The sequence below is a fragment of the Bacillus changyiensis genome (genome assembly GCF_027706145.1).
GTDB lineage: Bacteria > Bacillota > Bacilli > Bacillales > Bacillaceae > Bacillus > Bacillus changyiensis.
On record NZ_JAQFWW010000001.1, the window covers coordinates 879057 to 897699 of the forward strand.

Annotated in this window: 22 protein-coding genes and 1 pseudogene; 4 read left to right on the forward strand and 19 right to left on the reverse strand. The window is 38.6% G+C overall.

Translation table 11 applies throughout. From position 1 onward, the window contains the following. Positions 1-40: 40 nt before the first annotated feature. The 6 genes from PDT38_RS04585 to PDT38_RS04610 all read right to left on the reverse strand — a co-directional run bounded on the left by PDT38_RS04585 (position 41) and on the right by PDT38_RS04610 (position 6711). Positions 41-2176, reverse strand: a complete 2136-nt coding sequence (locus PDT38_RS04585) for a penicillin-binding protein (protein WP_270799339.1) — start codon at positions 2174-2176, stop codon at positions 41-43. Between the two features lie 5 nt (positions 2177-2181). Then, positions 2182-2535, reverse strand: a complete 354-nt coding sequence (gene ftsL, locus PDT38_RS04590; RefSeq protein WP_270799341.1) for a cell division protein FtsL — start codon at positions 2533-2535, stop codon at positions 2182-2184. 32 nt (positions 2536-2567) lie between these two features. After that, positions 2568-3506 (reverse strand): 16S rRNA (cytosine(1402)-N(4))-methyltransferase RsmH, encoded by a 939-nt coding sequence (gene rsmH / locus PDT38_RS04595; RefSeq protein ID WP_270799342.1) that lies wholly within the window; start codon positions 3504-3506, stop codon positions 2568-2570. 65 nt (positions 3507-3571) lie between these two features. Continuing rightward, a complete protein-coding gene (gene mraZ, locus PDT38_RS04600; protein ID WP_270799344.1) occupies positions 3572-4003 on the reverse strand; it encodes a division/cell wall cluster transcriptional repressor MraZ in 432 nt (143 codons plus the stop codon). A 125-nt stretch (positions 4004-4128) separates the two neighbouring features. Beyond that, positions 4129-5745, reverse strand: coding sequence for a bacillithiol biosynthesis cysteine-adding enzyme BshC (gene bshC / locus PDT38_RS04605; RefSeq protein ID WP_270799347.1), 1617 nt, complete (start codon positions 5743-5745; stop codon positions 4129-4131). Between the two features lie 78 nt (positions 5746-5823). Beyond that, entirely contained in the window at positions 5824-6711 is an 888-nt protein-coding gene (locus PDT38_RS04610) for a 2-dehydropantoate 2-reductase (protein ID WP_270799349.1), read from the reverse strand. Positions 6712-6862: 151 nt separating this feature from the next. Here PDT38_RS04610 and PDT38_RS04615 point away from each other — a divergent pair, with 151 nt between their 5' ends. Continuing rightward, on the forward strand, positions 6863-7342 hold the full coding sequence (locus PDT38_RS04615) for an N-acetyltransferase (protein WP_270799350.1): 480 nt from the start codon (positions 6863-6865) through the stop codon (positions 7340-7342). Between the two features lie 33 nt (positions 7343-7375). Here the strand turns inward: PDT38_RS04615 and gerR are convergent, their stop codons facing one another. The 3 genes from gerR to PDT38_RS04630 form a co-directional block, all read right to left on the reverse strand. Further along, entirely contained in the window at positions 7376-7981 is a 606-nt protein-coding gene (gene gerR, locus PDT38_RS04620) for a sporulation-specific transcriptional regulator GerR (RefSeq protein ID WP_270799351.1), read from the reverse strand. A gap of 122 nt (positions 7982-8103) precedes the next feature. Beyond that, on the reverse strand, positions 8104-8277 hold the full coding sequence (gene rpmF / locus PDT38_RS04625) for a 50S ribosomal protein L32 (protein WP_046130742.1): 174 nt from the start codon (positions 8275-8277) through the stop codon (positions 8104-8106). 23 nt (positions 8278-8300) lie between these two features. Further along, the gene (locus tag PDT38_RS04630) at positions 8301-8816 is read right to left on the reverse strand and encodes a YceD family protein (protein WP_270799352.1); all 516 of its coding nucleotides are present in this window, start codon (positions 8814-8816) and stop codon (positions 8301-8303) included. 195 nt (positions 8817-9011) lie between these two features. On the opposite strand from PDT38_RS04630, the gene PDT38_RS04635 reads away from it, so the two are divergent. After that, positions 9012-10262, forward strand: coding sequence for a nucleotidyltransferase (locus tag PDT38_RS04635; RefSeq protein WP_270799353.1), 1251 nt, complete (start codon positions 9012-9014; stop codon positions 10260-10262). Positions 10263-10320: 58 nt separating this feature from the next. On the opposite strand, the gene PDT38_RS04640 is transcribed toward PDT38_RS04635, so the two are convergent. Continuing rightward, the gene (locus tag PDT38_RS04640) at positions 10321-11343 is read right to left on the reverse strand and encodes a SepM family pheromone-processing serine protease (RefSeq protein WP_270799355.1); all 1023 of its coding nucleotides are present in this window, start codon (positions 11341-11343) and stop codon (positions 10321-10323) included. Positions 11344-11547: 204 nt separating this feature from the next. On the opposite strand from PDT38_RS04640, the gene ylbJ reads away from it, so the two are divergent. Further along, on the forward strand, positions 11548-12771 hold the full coding sequence (gene ylbJ / locus PDT38_RS04645) for a sporulation integral membrane protein YlbJ (protein ID WP_270800137.1): 1224 nt from the start codon (positions 11548-11550) through the stop codon (positions 12769-12771). Between the two features lie 45 nt (positions 12772-12816). On the opposite strand, the pseudogene PDT38_RS04650 reads toward ylbJ, so the two are convergent. The 9 genes and pseudogenes from PDT38_RS04650 to PDT38_RS04690 form a co-directional block, all read right to left on the reverse strand. Continuing rightward, a pseudogene (locus PDT38_RS04650) lies at positions 12817-12988 on the reverse strand (IS3 family transposase); the annotation flags it as partial. Between the two features lie 346 nt (positions 12989-13334). Beyond that, on the reverse strand, positions 13335-13820 hold the full coding sequence (gene coaD / locus PDT38_RS04655) for a pantetheine-phosphate adenylyltransferase (protein ID WP_270799356.1): 486 nt from the start codon (positions 13818-13820) through the stop codon (positions 13335-13337). Then, entirely contained in the window at positions 13813-14379 is a 567-nt protein-coding gene (rsmD, locus tag PDT38_RS04660; RefSeq protein WP_270799358.1) for a 16S rRNA (guanine(966)-N(2))-methyltransferase RsmD, read from the reverse strand. The genes coaD and rsmD overlap by 8 nt, the downstream gene beginning before the upstream one ends. A gap of 279 nt (positions 14380-14658) precedes the next feature. After that, a complete protein-coding gene (locus tag PDT38_RS04665; protein WP_270799360.1) occupies positions 14659-14931 on the reverse strand; it encodes a YlbG family protein in 273 nt (90 codons plus the stop codon). 63 nt (positions 14932-14994) lie between these two features. Then, the gene (locus PDT38_RS04670) at positions 14995-15444 is read right to left on the reverse strand and encodes a YlbF family regulator (protein WP_270799362.1); all 450 of its coding nucleotides are present in this window, start codon (positions 15442-15444) and stop codon (positions 14995-14997) included. 265 nt (positions 15445-15709) lie between these two features. After that, complete coding sequence (locus PDT38_RS04675) at positions 15710-15949, reverse strand: YlbE-like family protein (protein ID WP_270799364.1); 240 nt, start codon at positions 15947-15949, stop codon at positions 15710-15712. Positions 15950-15963: 14 nt separating this feature from the next. Further along, positions 15964-16368 (reverse strand): YlbD family protein, encoded by a 405-nt coding sequence (gene ylbD, locus PDT38_RS04680; RefSeq protein ID WP_270799366.1) that lies wholly within the window; start codon positions 16366-16368, stop codon positions 15964-15966. Positions 16369-16460: 92 nt separating this feature from the next. Further along, entirely contained in the window at positions 16461-17504 is a 1044-nt protein-coding gene (locus PDT38_RS04685; RefSeq protein ID WP_270799367.1) for a CAP domain-containing protein, read from the reverse strand. A gap of 117 nt (positions 17505-17621) precedes the next feature. Beyond that, positions 17622-18062 carry a CBS domain-containing protein gene (locus PDT38_RS04690; RefSeq protein WP_270799368.1) on the reverse strand — a complete coding sequence of 147 codons (441 nt, stop codon included), beginning with the start codon at positions 18060-18062 and terminating at the stop codon, positions 17622-17624. Positions 18063-18238: 176 nt separating this feature from the next. On the opposite strand from PDT38_RS04690, the gene PDT38_RS04695 reads away from it, so the two are divergent. After that, the gene (locus PDT38_RS04695) at positions 18239-18598 is read left to right on the forward strand and encodes a YugN family protein (protein WP_270799369.1); all 360 of its coding nucleotides are present in this window, start codon (positions 18239-18241) and stop codon (positions 18596-18598) included. Positions 18599-18643: the final 45 nt, after the last annotated feature.

Below are 18643 nucleotides of genomic sequence, written 5' to 3' on the forward strand. Positions count from 1 at the left end.
AATAGAAGGTTATCGGATTCACCGACAACCTTCTATCATTTTAAGACTGTTTCAATCTTACTTTAAGAACTGTTTTCGTTTTTAATTCTGTCCCTTTTTGGATCGTTTGGCTTGTTACAAAGCCTTGCCCACTTGTTTCAATATGGATACCGACCATTGAACCAAAACGGAAAACATCTCGTTTCGACCAGCCTGTCATATCAGGCATCACGATTTTCCCTTCTGTTTTCAGAAAGACCCGTTCATTTGGCAGCACTTCTTCACCAGCTTTTGGATACTGGTCTTGAATCGCTTCTCCATCACCAGTAGTGACAGCGACAAGATGATTTTCCTCTGCTTCTTTGATAGCATCTTCTGTGCGTTTCTCAATGAAGTCAGGCATTTCCATTTGTTTTTCTTCCGTTTTTTCAGCTTCTTTTTGACTTTGACTCGGTTCAATACCCAAATAGTGAAGGCTTGTTTTCATCACCGGATTGAAAACTTCCGAAACCGGCATAGCACCTGTTTGACTACCTTCTAACTTCGGTTGTTGAACAGCTACATAGATGAGGAGTTTTGGATCATCTTTCGGCGCCATACCCATGAAAGAAAATACATAGTTCTCTCGCCCGCTTAAAATTTTTCCGTTTTTTCCGGTAATTTGAGCTGTTCCGGTTTTTCCGGCAATATCATATCCTTCAATCTGATATGCACGACCTGTACCTTTTTCTGAAGTCACAACTTCTCCCAAAAGCTCGCGCACTTCTTTTGCTGTGTTTTCTGAAATTGGTTGACCGACGATTTTCGGTTGATTTTGCAAAACTGTTTTTTTGTCGTCTGGATCGACGATATGATCGATCACATAAGGTTTCATCATCTTCCCATCATTAGCAATCGCTGTTGCAGCTTGAAGCTGTTGAATCGGTGTGACCGCTGAACTCTGTCCAAACGCTGTTGATACTTTATCACGAAGATATTTAAAATTTATTTTACTATTGGCCTCATCCGGAAGATCAATGCCCGTTTTCTCATAGAAATGAAATTTTCTTAAATACTGATTGAAACGGTCTGTTCCTAACTTTTCATTGGCAAGAATCGCAAATGCAACGTTAGATGAACGCACAACACCTTCTCTAAAGGAAATTGGCCCCCAACCGTTTCCATTGTTATGGTCTTTAATCGGTTTATCTCTTTTGGAAACGGAATAAGTCCCTGATCGGTAAGCTTCCTCTCCCTTGAAGACTCCCTCTTCTATGGCCGCTGACAAAGTAAAGATCTTCATCGTTGAACCCGGTTCAAAACTGTAAGAGATTAAATCATTATAATAGTTTGCGACATTTGTCCGTTTATTTGGATTAAAGCTTGGTCTTTGCGCCATGGCTAGTACTTTCCCTGTTTCCGGATCAACGACCGCAGCCATCATCTTTTTCGGTTTATATTTCTTTTGGACTGTTGTCATACTGTCTTCCAAAAACGTTTGAATTTTTTGATCGATCGTTAAATAGACGTTATCACCATTATTAGGGGCTTTTATTTGTTCATTGTCATGAAGGAGACGCCATCCTGCTTTATCAGTTTCATACGTCATATAGCCGTCTGTTTCTTTCAGATATTGATTCATGCTTTGTTCTAGCCCCATTGCACCATGCATTTCACCAGTTTTTCCATTTAACCGGGAATAGCCGATCAAATTAGAGGCAAAGACACCATTTGGATAGAAGCGCTTTGTATCACGAATAAAGCCGATACCAGACAAATTGAGTTGTTCAATTTTTTCTTTTTGATCATAACTGAGATGACCAACCGCCCCGAACTCAACTTGATCTCTGTTCTTGTTAAGAATTTCAAGAATTTTTTCTTTTTTCATTCCAATAATTGGCGCAAGTTGTCTTGCAGTAAAATCCTTATTTGAAACATATTTAGGCTTCATTTTTTTATCCAAGATAGCAACTAGTTTATAGGTTGAAGTATCCTCTGCAAGCACTTTACCATTTTGATCAAGAATCGCTCCTCTGTGCGCTTCAATGGACCGCTTTCTTTCAAATTGTTCATTTGCTTTTACTGCTAAGACTTCTCCACTGGCCCTTCCTGTCACTTGAATAGCCAAAAATCTTCCTAGGATCACAAAGAAAAAGAGAGCAAAACAAATACTAAGTATTGCCGCTCCTCTGTTCATAAATTTATTCTTTTTCGGCATTCTCATCATTCCTGTACATTCTTCACTTTTTTGTCACCAAATTTAAGCCCTTTTTCTTTAGCTGTTCTGATGATTCGATCAGGTGCTTTAAGCTCATTCGCCCTCTTTTCAAGATCACCAACTCTATTTTTTTCTGCTTCATACTTGTTGTTCAGCTGTTGAATTTCAATATTTTTCTGATAAGAGACATAAATCTGTGAAATCAGAAAAAGTGAAGCACTGAATAGAGCAACGGCCAAGAGGACGATCAGCACCTTTTCCCCTAATGTAATGGATGCTCTTCTTCGGATGATAACGGATGGCTCCGCTTTTGCAGTTTGTCTTTGTTGTCTTTCCACTTTATAGGCTAAATTACTCATAGACTGATGACCTCCTTTTTAATTTGCACAGCTTACTCTCGTGCCTTTTCCGCAATCCGCAGTTTCGCCGACCGCGCTCGGTTATTGTTTTCTAGCTCTTCTTTTGAAGCTGTGATTGGTTTTTTATGAACGAGTTTTAATTTCGGTTCAAATTCCTTAGGGATGACAGGTAATCCGTGAGGCAATTCAGGTAATGAAGCCAACTCTTTAAATGTCGATTTACAGATTCTGTCTTCCAATGAATGAAAGGTAATAACAGATACTCTTCCACCGGGCTTCAGCACATCAATTGCCTGCAAGAGCGCTTCTTCAAATACTTTCAATTCATCATTTACTGCAATTCGGATCGCCTGAAAGATCCGTTTAGCAGGATGCCCGCCGCTTCGCCTTGCTGGGGCGGGAATTGCTTCTTTGATGATATCGACAAGTTGACCTGTTGTTTCAATAACCAATTTTTCTCGTGCTTCTTCAATTTTTCTGGCGATTTGTTTACTAAACTTCTCTTCCCCATATTTAAAGAAAATACGGACTAACTCTTCATAACGCCATTCATTGACAATCTCTTTCGCTGAAAGACTTGCCGATTGATCCATCCGCATATCAAGCGGAGCATCATGATGATAACTGAATCCCCGTTCTGGTGTATCAAGCTGAGGAGATGACACACCTAAGTCAAATAAAACACCATCCACTTTAGAAATTCCAATTTCATTTAGACGATCTTTTAAATAACGAAAATTACTTTTTACCAAAACAACTTGTCCTTCAAAATCTGCTAGTTTTTCTTTTGCATGACGAAGTGCCATATCATCCTGATCAAACGCAATTAATTTACCATCTTTTGAGAGCTGTGTAAGTAAATATGAACTGTGCCCTGCACCACCTAATGTGCAGTCTACATATGTACCGTCTTTTTTTACATTTAAACCATCGACTGTTTCTTTTAGCAATACTGTTTGATGTTGAAACATTTCCTTTTTATCCCACCTTTTTCAAATGAACTGATTGCAGAATGCTTGTTTCGCGCAAAGATTCATTAAATATCAAACCCAATCATGTTTTCCGCTATTTCAGCAAATGAATCTTCCTGCTCATCTACATATTGTTCCCAAATCTCTTTACTCCACAATTCAATTCGATTTGAAACTCCAATAACCACACACTCCTTCTCAAGCTTTGCATAACTTAAGAGCGAAGATGTGATGTTAATTCTCCCTTGTTTATCCAATTCACACTCTGTGGCACCGGAGAAAAAAAAGCGGGTAAATGCGCGTGCATCTTTCTTTGTAAGAGGAAGAGCTTTCAGTTTTTCCTCGATGAGTTTCCATTCGGACATCGGGTATCCAAAAAGGCATTGGTCAAGTCCTCTTGTCAGGACAAACTGTTCACCAAGACCCTCTCTGAACTTTGCCGGAACGATCATGCGGCCTTTTGTATCAATCGTATGCTGGTATTCACCCATAAACATGATCTTGGCCCCCACTTTCCTTCCTTAACTCACCACTATCCACCACTTCTCTCCACATTTATATTTTACACTGTTTTAGAATAAAAAAAAACCCTGAACTATCAAGGGTTTTTAAAAAAATTATTTCAAAGTTTGACAACTTGATGCTGATTTTGAAAAGAATATGGCAAATCTTTGTATTTTTCCAAGAAATTTGGACCGTATTTATTTAAATAATACATGATATTCCAAATTCTCTCTTGTGGAGCTTGTAAAGGTCTAATACTCATTTGAATTTTGTCGAAATCGTTTAAAATATTGGTTTCTTTTTCTTCAATTCGTTTTATGACTGTTTTTTCCAAAAACGATAGTTGATCTTGAATAAAGCGAGCATTTTTTGTCAGAAATGGCATCAGACTTTGGTCAACTTCAAGCGCTTCAGCCCGGACGGAAGAATGAATCATTTCAAACTTTTGTTTTGCCTGTTCGATTACATTTGTAAATGTGCTTGGCACTTGATTTGCAAAAAACTGTTCCTTCTTGGTTAAACTCCCTTTTTCAAGAGACTCTTTAAGATCCACGCCCCGCTCAGCTAGCTTCTTTTCAATATGCCGTTCCAAAAACGTGATATTGAGTCTCGGCACAACTGGTGGCATTTTAAAATCCATCACATGAAAAGCACTTTTTAACTCTCCCCAATAATTGATTTCTCCTGGCCCTGCAATAAATGCCAATGTTGGGAGAAGATATTCCTGCATGAGCGGTCTTGTTACAACATTGTTGCTAAAGGCTTCCGGTTTTTCTTGGATCAAGTGATAAAGCTCTGCCTCAGACCATTTCAGACGAAGTTCTTTTATAAAAAAATTCGTATCCTCTTTTTCAATTAAAAAGCGTTCTCCGTCATATTCATAGAAAAGATGTGCATGACGGGTAGCTGTTTCAATAATCGGAGAATAGTTCATCTCCTTCATGAACGCCTGCTGACGTGTAACAGATTCACCAAGTTGATCATTTTTCTTGATGAGCGCTTGTAAAAAGTCAGACTGTAACGCTCTTAATTCAGGATCTCCTGAGTTTAGTAGGACAAGCCCATCTTTTTCGAACAATTCAACAATCATATATTCAAAAAAATCAGTGAAAGACTCTGACTGCCGCAAACATCGTTGTACATTAGCAAGAAGCTCATTCGTATATTCCGTTTCTTGGAAAGAAGCAAAAACACCTTTCAGCCATTTTTCAGCTTTATCAAGATCAAGAGGTGTTTTAGCAGCCGCACTTTTCTTCCAATAAGACTGGGTCAGCTTATATTTTTTCACTTTCCCGTTATCTGATAAATAGAGATGATTAATTTCTTCTATATCATGATCTTCACCGGCCACCCAAAACACTGGAATGACTGGAACATTAAACTCTTGCTGCTTTTGTTTTGCTAGCAGAAGAATTGAGAGGATTTTATGGATCGTATATAGCGGTCCTGTCAAAAGACCGGCCTGCTGTCCACCAACGACTACAACACTCGTTGGATCACGCAGAAGCTCAATGACCTCATTTATCTTTTTTGATTTAAACTTACGGTGATACTTAAGTAAATAGTCGGCTAAAGCATCACGATGATATGTACGGGAGGAAAGGTCGTGCAAGCGCATTTCCCAATCTTCTCTGTTTAAGCCGTAATCAAAAAACAGCTTCATTTCCTTTTTCTCTTCTATGTAGTCTCGTACAAAAGGGTTTTGACTTTCAATGGAAAGTTCAGTAAGCTGCATCTTTCGAACTTCCTTTCTCCAGTAAATAGTTAGTTTCCCGAAATGAGTATAGCACGTTCAGCGTGATCGTCAAATGATTTAGCTTGACACCTTTTCTAGCGACTTAATACTGTCGTATAGAAAAGTGAGATGTGGAGTAGAATCTCCCGATTTTTTTGCCAGTTTTAACAAATAACCCATAATTGCGTCAGCTTCCGTTGTTCTTCCTGCCTGTATATCCGCTAACATTGAGGATGTGTTGCTTCTTGTTTTTCGGCAAACGGAAAGAACATTTTCCCATGCCTTTTGCGGGTTTTCAATTGCCAAAATCCGGCTTGTTTCTGCAAACACAAACTTCATGAATGCTAAATACATCGGCTCTTCAATGAGCTTTCCATTTTTCACCTTTAGAAGAGCTGTCAACGGATTGATACAGGCATTCACAATCAATTTGCTAGCCAGCATTTGATACCAGTCATCGTGCCACAAAAAAGGAAAGGACTCATGTACCGCCTCCAGTTCTTTTTTCAACCTCTCAGCTCGGTCTGAATGGAATGCGCTCCATTTTACGATTCCTTTCCCTGTGTGCTGAACTGTATAGTCATTTTCTTTGATAGCACCATGTTCCACAGCTCCGACATATAGATGATGCTTAACATTCCAATCTTCTAGAAGAGAAGTATGTGCCATTCCATTTTGCAAGAACATGATCTGAAGAGGATCTTTATGCTCCAATTCAGACAGAACTGCGGCTAATTGATGTTGTTTTACCGCAACAAAAAGAAGATCAAAATCCGAATCAAGCCCAACACTCACCTCAGGTTTAGCCGAATATTTCTTTCCATCTACTAAAAGTGAAAGCCCGTTTTGTCGGATGGACTTCGCCTGCTCTTCTCTTCTGACCACTATAGTCACATGATGATGAAACGAAAAATAGTATGCAAATAAAAGCCCGATTGAGCCTCCACCAATCACTCCAATTCTCAAATCCTCACATCCTGATTTTTTATATACTGTATATCATAGCAGAAATAACGTCCATTGACTCGTTAGCCGTTTTATGAATATTTTTATCATTTGGATTTTTATAAAAAAGCGTTTACAATATAGGTATAACACAATCAAAGGGGGTAACAAGATGGTCAAAGTGGAGCGTTTGTTGATCAATTATAAAACACTAGAAGAATTTAAAAAATTCAGGGAATATGGGATTCAAGAACTTTCTATGTTGGAAGATCTTGAAAGTAATATGATTGAAAATGACAGCAACTCACCGTTTTACGGTATATATTATGGACATCGGTTGATAGCAAGAATGAGTCTATATAAAGTGGATCGTAAATATAATCAATATTTTGAAGAAGACAGAGAATATCTGGAGCTTTGGAAGCTCGAAGTGCTACCAGGGTATCAGCGCAAAGGTTATGGGACAATGCTTGTTGAGTTTGCTAAATCATTCGGATTACCGATTCGCACTAGTCCACGTGTAAAATCATCTGATTTTTGGGGAAAAATGGGGTTTAAGCCAGTTAAATATGATTTGGCCCGTGATAAGGGAGAAAATCCACTCCTCTGGCTTCCTGAAAGTGAAGACAATCAAAATTCAGAATCAGCTTAGACAAAAACCGGCCGAAACTGTCAGGCCGGTTGACTATTTTTCCATTCTTTCCAAATTACCATTTGTCTCCATTTGGAATTTTACATTTTTACTTCTTTCATCTTCTTGAAGAACGACCATCTTTCTTGCCCGTTCCATAATCTCAATTAATGCTTTATAATCGCCCTCTGTCAATTTAAGCTGTTTTTTAAGTGATTCATTTTCATTTTGCAATTTTTCAATCTCACTTTTTAATTGATTGATTTCTTCGTACAGTCGACTTTTTTCGTCATGATCAACTTTGTGAGATGTAGTATCTTTTAAGTTTTCCAAAAAGCAGATGACATCTTCAAGTGTCAGGTTATCATTTCTGTCTTCAGAGAGGGTTTTGACTGAGTTCGGCAAAGTGGCTGCGTGAACACCAATCTTTTTTCGCAATTGTTTACGCTGCTTTTTGGCTAATTCGATTCCTGATTGGTATTGCTTTCTCACACATGAATTCCAACGGAAACCACAAGCTGCTGCTGTCCTACTTAAAGCTTTACCTACTTCTTCAAACGCCGACAGCTGTGTCCCCCCCTCTCTAATATGCCTTAAAACAACCTCAGCAAGCAACACATCTTCATCCTGTGTCCAGGCATCCTGTCTTGTAATAGTCAAATGAATTCGCCTCCATAGCTTTATGAATTTACCTCATACATATGCAGCTAATAGAGTAGATAGAATATTTTCCTGTTTTAAAGAATAAAAAAACACAAGACTCAGTGTCTTGTGTTTTTTTATTAATTGCTTTTTACGTCTTTTCCTTTGTATGATCCACATGCTTTGCAGACGCGGTGTGAAAGTTTCATCTCACCACAGTTTGGGCATTCTACCATACCAGGCACTTGCAATTTAAAGTGTGTACGACGAAGTCTTTTTTTCATTTTAGAAGTTCTTCTAAAAGGTACAGCCATTATTCCCACCTCCTTAAAGAGTGTTAAGATTCATCTTCTTGTTTTAAGAGCTTCTCAAGATCAGCAAGCCTTGGATCAATTTGATGTTTCCGGTCATCTTCTGTAATGACCTGCCAATCCTTGCCTTCTTGGGGAGCACCTTCTTCTTTTTGAACTGATTCACAAAAGATTTGCATGGGTATTTCAAGAAGGATCTCTTCTTTGACAATCGGAGTCAAGTCGATCAGATCATCCTCAACAATATGGACATCTTCATCTTCGATTTCATCCATCTTATGAAATAAAAACAGTTCTTTTGTTGAAATACTAAATGGATAACGAACATCAACAAGTGTTCTTGAACAAGGCAAGATCATTTCGCCTGAAATAGAAATGTCAAACGCAACCTGCTTTGACTCAATCGTCGCTTTTCCTTTGACATTGACTGGTGAAATACTACGTATATCTGAGTTTTGAGATAGTTCGTTTAGATCAACTGTTTCATCAAATTCAAAGCTTTTCTTCGGCATTTGATTCAGCTGATGTATCGTCCATTTCATTGTATCACCTCTAAGAGAGCAACAAACATGATTATAGCTTTCATCATGTTTTTTGTCAATATTTTTTCTTTACAGATCAATGTTCGAATCTTTCATTCGTTGACATCTTACATCACAATTCATACACTTAAAACCAACAGATTCCTTGTGTAAATGTATCATAACTATTTCAAGAGATGCAAGAGAGGTGGAAAAATGAAAGCAGTAGGTGTTGTTGTCGAATATAATCCTTTTCATAACGGTCACTTGTTCCATATTCAAGAAGCATTGTCACAAACGAGAAGTGATGTGGCAATTGCTGTCATGAGCGGCTTTTTTTTGCAACGAGGTGAACCTGCGATCGTTTCTAAATGGTCGAGAACAAAAATGGCGCTTACCTCTCATGTTGATATCGTTGTCGAGCTACCATATGTATTCGCCGTGCAAAAAGCCGAAATATTCGCTACAGGTGCGGTCGCGCTTTTGAACGAATTAGGTTGCAGTTCTATATTCTTTGGCAGTGAAAATGGTGATCCTGACGCATTTGTTCAAACAGCCACATATATGCTTCAACATCAACAGGTTCTTAATCAGGAAGTAAAAAAACAGGTCTCCTCAGGGATGAGTTATCCGTCCGCTATGACAAAAGCGTTTTCTGTGATCACAAATGGCGAACATACCTTAGATCTTTCTAAACCGAACAACATCCTTGGTTTTCACTATGTCAAAACCATTTTAGAGAACCATTTTCAGATGAAACCTGTGACTGTTAAACGCCTATCTTCTGAATATCACGATGCTCTCCTGCCCGAAATGTCAGGAAACATCGCAAGTGCGACAAGCATTCGCAAATCAATGATTGAAAAAGAAGGTCTATCGGATAGTAGCTTTTTTCTACCTGAAAACTCTATTAAGGAATTAAATGAATATATGAGGACATTTGGCCTTTGGCATTCTCCAGAACATTATTTCTCTTTTCTAAAGTACAATCTTCAAACGATGGATATAGAAGAACTTCAGCAAATTTATGAGATTGAAGAAGGTCTTGAACATCGCGTCAAAAAAGTGATTCAGAAAGCTGGTTCTTTCTTAGAATATATGGACTTGCTAAAAACAAAACGTTATACATGGACAAGGTTACAAAGAATGAATACACACATCTTGACACGAACAAAAAAAGCCGTTGTTCATCAGATTCTTGCTGAAACACATCCTCGTTACATCAGGCTGCTCGGAATGACCAAAAAAGGCCAGACATATTTGGCAAAAAAGAAAAAAGAGTTGCGGATTCCACTGATCACGAAAATTGGGTCTCTCTCCAATCCGTCTCTTCATCTGGATATAAAAGCTGGACAAGTTTATAGTGCACCACTTCATGAACCTGCACGAACAAGACTGGCTGAAGCGGAGTATTCACTTTCACCGCTTAGGTATGATGAAGACAACGGCTTATTTTTACGGCATTGAAATACCTTGCAGTCAAAAACCGCACCTCTCGCCAGAAGTGCGGTTCATATTGACCATCTCAAGATTGGTTAACTTTTTTTTCTAAGTAATTGATCGCATCATCCATATGATCAACAGGGACAATTTTCATGTTGGTCTTGATATCTTTCGCCGTTTTGACAGCTTCCTCATAATTCGAGCCTTTTTTACCACCTTCATGTGGAGCAAAAAAGACATCAGCTCCTGCCCTGTCTGCCGCAACAATTTTTTGGCTGATTCCCCCGATTGGCCCAACTCTGCCTTTCTCATCAATTGTTCCAGTTCCAGCGATATGATGGCCTTTTGTTTCATCCACTTTCGTCAATTGATTATAGATTTCCATTGACATCATCAGACCTGCTGAAGGACCACCAATGTCTTCGATATTCACTTTTACAGTCGGTTTCACCTTGACATTCCGGTCTGTTATCAGAGATATGCCTAGCCCTGCTCTGTTCGGTTCTTCCTTAAATGTTTTCAGCTTCATTGTGATTGTCTGTTGTTTTTTACCCCTTTCTATCACTACTTTTACAATATCATTAGCTTGCTTTGTTTCAATATAACGAACTAAGCTTTCCGCTGATTGAAACGTCTTTCCATCCACTTTTTTGACTTTGTCACCAACTTTTAGTTTCCCTTCCGCTGGCATATCGGCAACAACAGACATAACATAAACTCCGTTAAACGTATAGCTGACCTTTTTTCCAGCTCTTTTGTAAGCTGCTATCATGGCATTTTCTTGGGAATCCCTCATCATTTGCAACTGCCTTTTCATATATTCTTCATCAGTTTCTCCTTCTTGTTTAAAGTTCTCTTCAGGAAGGACTTCATGATAAGGACGAAGCTTTGCCCATATGTATGTATAAGGATTCGCAGGCCCTACCTTAACGGTCATTAAAGAAAAACTGCCTTTTTCTTTGTATCCATCAGTTACCTTAATTAAGGGATTCAGCTCTGTCGCTCCCCCTGGCTCAGTAATATAAACAGGGAGTCTCACAAATGATAGAACGACCCCGATGATGGCGATCAAGAGTGCAATGCGGACAAACCTTCTTTTTTGCATGAAAATAAAACCCTCCATCTTTAATTTAACGAACTCAACTTACTATGCTTAGCATGATGTTGATGACAAATGACATTCTATTGGTCTAAAATGTGGAACAAGCTTCGTATAATAATAAAGAAGCATCGGGTGGAAATCAACTCCAATTTATTTTATCATGTTCCAGCTGACAATGTGTATTTACAGTCTTAAGGGGGATTTGGGATCAATATGAAAAAAGTAAATACTTTTATCATAGCCGTTTTGCTTCTTCTGTTTACAGCTGCTATTATTACCCACCCACAAGCATCGTTTGATGCGTCCAAAAATGGACTTGCTATGTGGTGGGAGGTAGTATTCCCTTCCTTACTGCCTTTTTTTATTTTATCAGAACTATTGATCGGGTTTGGCATCGTCACATTTGTTGGACTTCTCCTTGAACCTTTTATGAGACCAGTCTTCCGCGTCCCAGGTGTCGGAGGATTTGTGCTTGCTATGGGCATGGCTTCCGGATTTCCATCAGGGGCCAAACTTACTTCAAGACTTAGACAAGAACGGCAAATATCCCGAGTAGAAGCTGAGCGGCTTGCATCATTCACCAATTCATCTAACCCGTTGTTTATCTTCGGAGCTGTAGCGGTTGGCTTTTTTCATAATCCGGCTCTCGGTATTGTTCTTGCAGCAGCACATTATTTAGGTAATTTGGCCGTAGGAGTGACCATGCGGTCTTACGGAAAAAAAGAAGAAATCGCTCCAGACCGAAACAAAAGAATGCGTCACATCCCTTCGATTAAAGAAGCTTTAAAAGCGCTTCACAAGGCAAGGCTTGAAGAAAAAAGACCGTTGGGAAAATTGTTAAGTGATGCTGTTATCTCTTCGGTGCAAACACTGCTTATGGTAGGCGGTTTTATCATCCTTTTTTCTGTGTTTAACAATATTCTGTCTGTTGTTCACATAACAGACATTCTCTCACAAGGTATGCGCATGATTCTAAGTGTACTCCATTTCCCTATTCATCTTGATAAACCATTACTATCCGGTGTTTTTGAAATTACACTAGGTAGTCAACTTGTCAGCGCTACGAATGCTCCTTTATTAGCAAAAGCAGTTATCGTAAGTTTTATATTAGGATTTAGCGGCTTCTGTGTTCAAGCTCAGGTGGCTGGAATACTTGCAGAAACAGATATTCGTTTCAAACCATTTTTTATCGCTCGGTTTTTACAAGGTATTTATGCGGCTCTATTTGTACCGATCCTTTGGAAACCCCTTTACACATCTTTCACTCAACTAAATGAACCAGTTTTTTTATTTTTTCGCGCTGGGAAAACGGAATCACTTGTTGTCCAAGTATGGAATTCTTTAGTGCAAATAGGACCTCTTGTAACGATCGGAACACTTTTTATTTATCTGATCCTTTATACAAAGACTTTATCACTAGCAAAAAAATGAGCAACCGTATTGAAGTGACCCCATAAAGTTAGACACGTTTTTTTATTAGGCTACTTGGGCATGAGTACGGTACTGAACCGGGCTCATGCCTTTTAATTTTGCCTTGATTCGCTTATGATTATAGGAATAAATATCATTCTTGTTTAAAATGCTCCATACTCTCAAATTCTTTTAAATAAAGTAATTCAGACTTTAATAGGCCAAAGAAATTCTCCATGCGTATACGCTCAATTTCAGCTCGTAACGCTTCTTCTGATCCTTCTGATGGTTGATTTTTTTCATGGATTGACGCCCCTTTTCTTTCGTTTTAGGGCGTCAATCCCTTCCGCTTCAAAGGCACGGGCGGCTCCATTGGAGTATCGTAGAGGGAGAAGGTAGATTAAAAAATTTATTGACGTCCCATTATCTGAAGTACGTCTAGTTTATACGACTCTAAAGAGTGATTTGTGTACCCTTTATCTCACCATGATTCTTGTATTGATTAACAATATTTAACCAAAAGAAAAGCACCTCCAAATTTTAGACTGTGTCTAAAATTTGGGGTGCAATTCATATTCGGCCGCTCATTTTTTTGAAAACTTATCTTGAAGTGCAGATTCAACTACTTCTGGGACAAGTTCTACTACAGATCCATTATATTTAGCTACCTCTTTTACAATGCTCGAACTTAAAAATGAGTATTGATTATTCGTCATCATAAAAAATGTCTCAATGTTTTCATCAAGCACTTTATTCATCGAGGTTCCTTGCATCTCATATTCAAAATCAGAGACAGCTCGGAGGCCGCGTAAAATAACGTTCGCTTGTTTATTTTTAGCATAATGAATCAACAGACCTTGAAAAGATTCAACATGGACATTATCCATCTCTTTCGTTACTTCTTTTAGTAAATCACAGCGCTCCTCAACCGTAAACAACGGTTGCTTTGAAGAATTGTTTAGAACGCATACATATACTTGGTCAAATATTTTTGCCCCTCTTCTAATAATATCCAAATGTCCAAATGTCACCGGATCAAAACTTCCAGGACAAACGGCAATGCTAGCCATCCCTATTTCCCCTCTTTCTATAAATGCTTACCCCTGTTAAGCCGTATATTTCTTGTCTCGAGATGTGAAGCTCTCCCGTTTCTTGAGGAAGTACCACTTCTTTCGCATGCTCAGCAAGGATAAATCCATTATCATTCAACAAATTTGATTTTTCAATCATAATTAAAAGCGCTTTCAGCTTTTGTTCTTGATATGGAGGATCTAAAAAGATAGCATCAAAACGAAGTCCCCTTTTACTTGCCGCATAGAGTGCCCTTTCAGCGTCATTTCTGTAGACTTCTGCACACTTTTCTACCCCTAAAGTTTTCAGATTGGCTTTCACGGTTTGTATGGCTTTAAAATCTCGGTCTACAAAAACGAGGCGGTCAAAGCCCCGGGAAAGTGCTTCAATACCTAATCCTCCACTTCCCGCAAATAAATCAAGACCGATTCCCCCTTCAAAATATGGACCGACCATATTAAAGATCGACTCTTTTACTTTATCTGTTGTCGGTCTTGTCGATGTACCAGGAACTGCTTTAATAGCGCGTCCTTTGTACACTCCAGAAATCACTCTCATATTTCCACCACTTTTTCTTAAACTCAAAAAAATCATCATTATCTTAACATAAAGTGGTTTTTGGTACAAACCACCAACCTAAATTTTTATGTATAGTGACAATCATGCTTGGTGATAATAATAGTAACAGCATCAATTGATGTTGTTGCCAACCGCGGAGAAGACTTACGTTTCCCCATAAGTTCTTCCTCCGGTTTCTCCTCTCCCTTTGCCTTCTCCTTAAAATTTAAGGTATAGAAGGACCCCGCAGGGTATTCTTGCGGGGATTTTTTTAAGCGATTATATTTCTGCTTTATAATCGTATTCTTTCGCTTTATCAAGTTTTGATTCAAATTCTATTTTTAAAAAGGGTTTATACGAAGGAGCAACCTTTTTGACAAAAGAATACGAACGTATTTTGGCCATCACTTTTTCTACTTCATCCATATTACAATAGACAACCGCATATTTAAGTCGTTTTGAAACATAGTGAACATTCCCAAATTTTCTCAACGCTTTTGCATGTTTTAAGGAATGAAGCCAAACGATCAATCCTTGACGTCTTTCTTTCAAGCTTTTCACCTGCCTGTCGCTTATCTGCTTCAATCTATGAAAAAGACGAGACAAAACGTCTCGTCATGAAACTTTACATCCACAACTACCACCTGATCCACAGCCACTACTGCACGATGAAAGATGATCAAAGTAAGGGTTTCCGGTCGGAACTTTAATATGTTTTGACACCGCTTGACCGATTTCCACACTGACCTCATCTAGAATGGTTTGAAGATCTGTTTCGGCCTTTCTAAACTCTGCCACAGTCTCATGAAGGTCAAGCTGTCTTTTAATATCCCTCATTTTTTTTGAAATCTCTTTATGATCAGGATGGTACTTTCCAAAACGCTGTACGTCCTCATATTGTTGCTTTATTTTGGTAAACGAAGCGATAATTCGTTCGGCCTCTTTATCTTCTTGGAGACGCTTCCGGGATTGCCGGTAATATTCTGCCGCCTCTGATTGAAGGATCATGTTGGCCAATTCATAAGCTTCATTCTGAAGTCTTACAGATTCTATTGTGGCATACATAGACACGCACCTCCAACAATAGTGTATCATAAAATAATCTTTTTCAAAATGTCTATGTATTTTAAGTTTTAGGCATAGCTCATTTGCTGGAATTTATGCACTGAATCACTTATTACACCTTTAGGTTTCGGTTTATACGTTGTACACCCCGCTAGTAAAAAACATAAACATATGATTAAACAGCTTTTCTTCATCTCAATCAACTCCCTCAGTCAATAGTTTTTACAAATTCTAAGTTTTTATCAATACAAAAAACACCCAGGGGTTAATCCTGAGTGCGCATCGCTTGGAACATTTGCATCATCATCTGGGCCATCTGAATACTGTTTGAAAACTGGTTTACACGGTGAGGAATCGTTTTTTCGTAAAAATTCATCATGTCGAGCTGAAAAGCGGACAAATCACGTGGACTACGTGAAAGCTTACGATACCAGACTGGTTGCTGACGGATGAAACGGCGGCGCTCCTCGTTTGCAAACACATATTCCTGCACTTCTTGTCGCATATTAAACTCCTTTATCAATCTTTTCGGAATGAAAATGGTGGCTGCTGGCCGCCCTGATGGTTGCCTTGCTTAGCGCCGCTGCTCGAAAACTGGTTAAGTAGGCTTTGTAATGAAGAAATAGACTGGCTCATTTTATTCATTTGTTCATTCATTTGGTCGACGTCCATTTTTCTGAAAGCCATAACCATTTTAGAGATAAAATCGTTTTTTCCGTTTTCTCCAGATGCCGTTTCTTTTGTTTCTACTTGATCTTTATAAGGTTTCCATATAGCATCATCTTCTCCAAGCAAAAACCAATTTTCATACACTTCCTGCCAGCTCTTTTCTCCTTTTCGAACCTCTGATATGAGCTTAGGATGCCGTTTAATAAACCACTTAAACTCATCAATTGATGAGTGTGCATTTTTTTTGGTCGTCAACGTCTACACCCCCTCCGAAAAAAACCAGTGCCTACTTATAATGTATCAGATGATGTAAAATGTGTTCGCCTAATTTTTCACCGCTGCGATCCTTAATTCCATTTTTTGATAAAGTTTTGTGTATAATATTTCTGATCGACCCCAACTCCAAGATTCGTATAGTCTTTGTTAAGCAGAGCTTTTCTGTGCCCTTCACTATTGAGCCAACCTTCAATCGCTGCCGGTCCATCCACATAGTTTAAAGCAATATTTTCTCCAGCCTGTTCATAATTCACTTTCCCTTTTTCAAGACGATCCTTTAATGTCCCCTCATGCTCTGAAACATGCGAGAAATAATCATGCTCTTCCATATCGCCGCTGTGCCCTTCAGCTACCTTTGATACGGCATCATCCCATTCTAGCTTTGAAAGTCCATATCTTGCACGTATGACATTTGTTAAATCGAAAATTTGGTTTTCATTTGCTTTTTCAACTTGCTGCCATTCAGCCTCTTTCAATGCTTTAGGTTCGATAAGTTTTCCTCTGTATACAACCTCATAGGGTCTTTGCTTAATCAAAGTTTCTGCATCCAATACTCTAATACTTGATAATTCCCCTTCAAATTTATCCATATACAGCTGCACATAGAAATCGCCAACCTTAACAGTCGGCCTTGTATTCATATCATCCTCTGAAAACTCAAACCGGTATGAATTACCACCGTATTCCACATTAACATGTGGTGCAATTTTTGCTGTTTTAAAAACTTCTCTTGCTGGTTGTCCAATTTTAAATGGTTTCGTGTTAACCTTGTCACCTGTTGCAAAAAGGGTGACGATTTTATCGCCAAGAACACCGATTTGGACATATTGTTGTTTCCCCTTATTGTAAACCCACCATTTGTAATCATAAGCTGAAGAATCAATTCTATTAGGTTTCCCTAGCTTTTTTTCGAGTGTTTCAGGAGATTTTCCGATAAATGAAAGCAATCCTGATGATGGGATATTCAAAGGCTTATTCTGTTTCGTCTCATTGTTAGACACTTGTGGTTTATCTTCATTGGCAATTTTCTCAGGAGTTGATCCATATTGAATAAAAAGGGTATATGATACTGCAACAATCAGAAGGATCATCAATGCTCTTAATATGCTTTTCAAACTTCCACCTCCAGCAAATGGCTTGGTTATCACAAACGCCTTAGTGACATTTAAACAGAACACTCACAAATTTTCAATTACAATACAGCCTATTTGCCTTTAATATCAAATATGTTTTTAATGAAGGAAATCCTCTGTTTCATTTTCTGATATAAATGTTAATAGATCCCGCACTCGGCGGTTTGATTGTTCATAAATCGATATATCTTTAAGGGTGATGATTCCCGTTAATATGGGCCCGTTTGTCACCACGATTCTTCTGATTTGATGTTCCCCCATCAAATCAATCGCTTTTTCAAACGGCTCATCTTCTTGAACTGTCACAACATTTGTTGTCATGACACTTGTTACTTTCTGAGAATTTGGTTTTTTCGCGGCTATTCCTCGTAAAACCAAATCGCGATCTGTTACGATACCAACAAGCTCAAGACGGTCATCGGTTACAACTGGAATTGCACCAACATTGCCGTCCTTCATTTTAACCGCTGCTTCGTAAACATTATCGAGAACTGTGCAATATAACAAATCTTTTGTCATGATATCTTTCACTCTTGTCAAACGAATACCTCCCTATCATATATACGATCTTTGTTCATATTGTCGTCAAGCCTTCCTTGATTCATACTTTTTATGAAAACATTCACAAATGGATAAAACCAGCATTGAAAGTTCAACACTTTCATACTATGATTGTCAGTAAAGGTAAATTTTTTAAACAAAGGGGGGCCTGAAACATGAGATTTGAAGAATCCGGAATTGAAGGACTGAATGCTGAGCTTAACCGGTTAGACTATTGTATGGAAAGTGAAGGTTTTGTCAGAGCTGGACAATGGGACTATGAAAGGGTTACATATGACCGAAAATTCGATATGGTTGAAGGTAGATACTACCTGCGAGTGTTCGGCTATGCAATCGAAGGTGATGTTGGCTCAAGACATGCCGTTATTAAATTGATGACACCACTTTTAGGCAAATATTATTATCCACACGGGGTGGAATATGGAGAAGATGAGCATTTTCCAACTCAGCTCCTTCAATCATGCGAATCGGTATTAAAAAAGGTAAAAGAGAAAGTGGCAACGCTTGAAGTATAGTCTTTTTACATAGAAATGGTACAGTGTAGAGAAGCACTGTACCAT

Excerpts from the sequence above, each read along its gene's own strand:
- PDT38_RS04585 (WP_270799339.1), bottom strand. The coding sequence starts at position 2,176 with ATGCCGAAAAAGAATAAATTTATGAACAGAGGAGCGGCAATACTTAGT.
- ftsL (WP_270799341.1), bottom strand. The coding sequence starts at position 2,535 with ATGAGTAATTTAGCCTATAAAGTGGAAAGACAACAAAGACAAACTGCA.
- rsmH (WP_270799342.1), bottom strand. The coding sequence starts at position 3,506 with ATGTTTCAACATCAAACAGTATTGCTAAAAGAAACAGTCGATGGTTTA.
- mraZ (WP_270799344.1), bottom strand. The coding sequence starts at position 4,003 with ATGTTTATGGGTGAATACCAGCATACGATTGATACAAAAGGCCGCATG.
- bshC (WP_270799347.1), bottom strand. The coding sequence starts at position 5,745 with ATGCAGCTTACTGAACTTTCCATTGAAAGTCAAAACCCTTTTGTACGA.
- PDT38_RS04615 (WP_270799350.1), top strand. The coding sequence starts at position 6,863 with ATGGTCAAAGTGGAGCGTTTGTTGATCAATTATAAAACACTAGAAGAA.
- rpmF (WP_046130742.1), bottom strand. The coding sequence starts at position 8,277 with ATGGCTGTACCTTTTAGAAGAACTTCTAAAATGAAAAAAAGACTTCGT.
- PDT38_RS04630 (WP_270799352.1), bottom strand. The coding sequence starts at position 8,816 with ATGAAATGGACGATACATCAGCTGAATCAAATGCCGAAGAAAAGCTTT.
- PDT38_RS04635 (WP_270799353.1), top strand. The coding sequence starts at position 9,012 with ATGAAAGCAGTAGGTGTTGTTGTCGAATATAATCCTTTTCATAACGGT.
- PDT38_RS04640 (WP_270799355.1), bottom strand. The coding sequence starts at position 11,343 with ATGCAAAAAAGAAGGTTTGTCCGCATTGCACTCTTGATCGCCATCATC.
- coaD (WP_270799356.1), bottom strand. The coding sequence starts at position 13,820 with ATGGCTAGCATTGCCGTTTGTCCTGGAAGTTTTGATCCGGTGACATTT.
- rsmD (WP_270799358.1), bottom strand. The coding sequence starts at position 14,379 with ATGAGAGTGATTTCTGGAGTGTACAAAGGACGCGCTATTAAAGCAGTT.
- PDT38_RS04670 (WP_270799362.1), bottom strand. The coding sequence starts at position 15,444 with ATGTATGCCACAATAGAATCTGTAAGACTTCAGAATGAAGCTTATGAA.
- PDT38_RS04675 (WP_270799364.1), bottom strand. The coding sequence starts at position 15,949 with ATGCGACAAGAAGTGCAGGAATATGTGTTTGCAAACGAGGAGCGCCGC.
- PDT38_RS04695 (WP_270799369.1), top strand. The coding sequence starts at position 18,239 with ATGAGATTTGAAGAATCCGGAATTGAAGGACTGAATGCTGAGCTTAAC.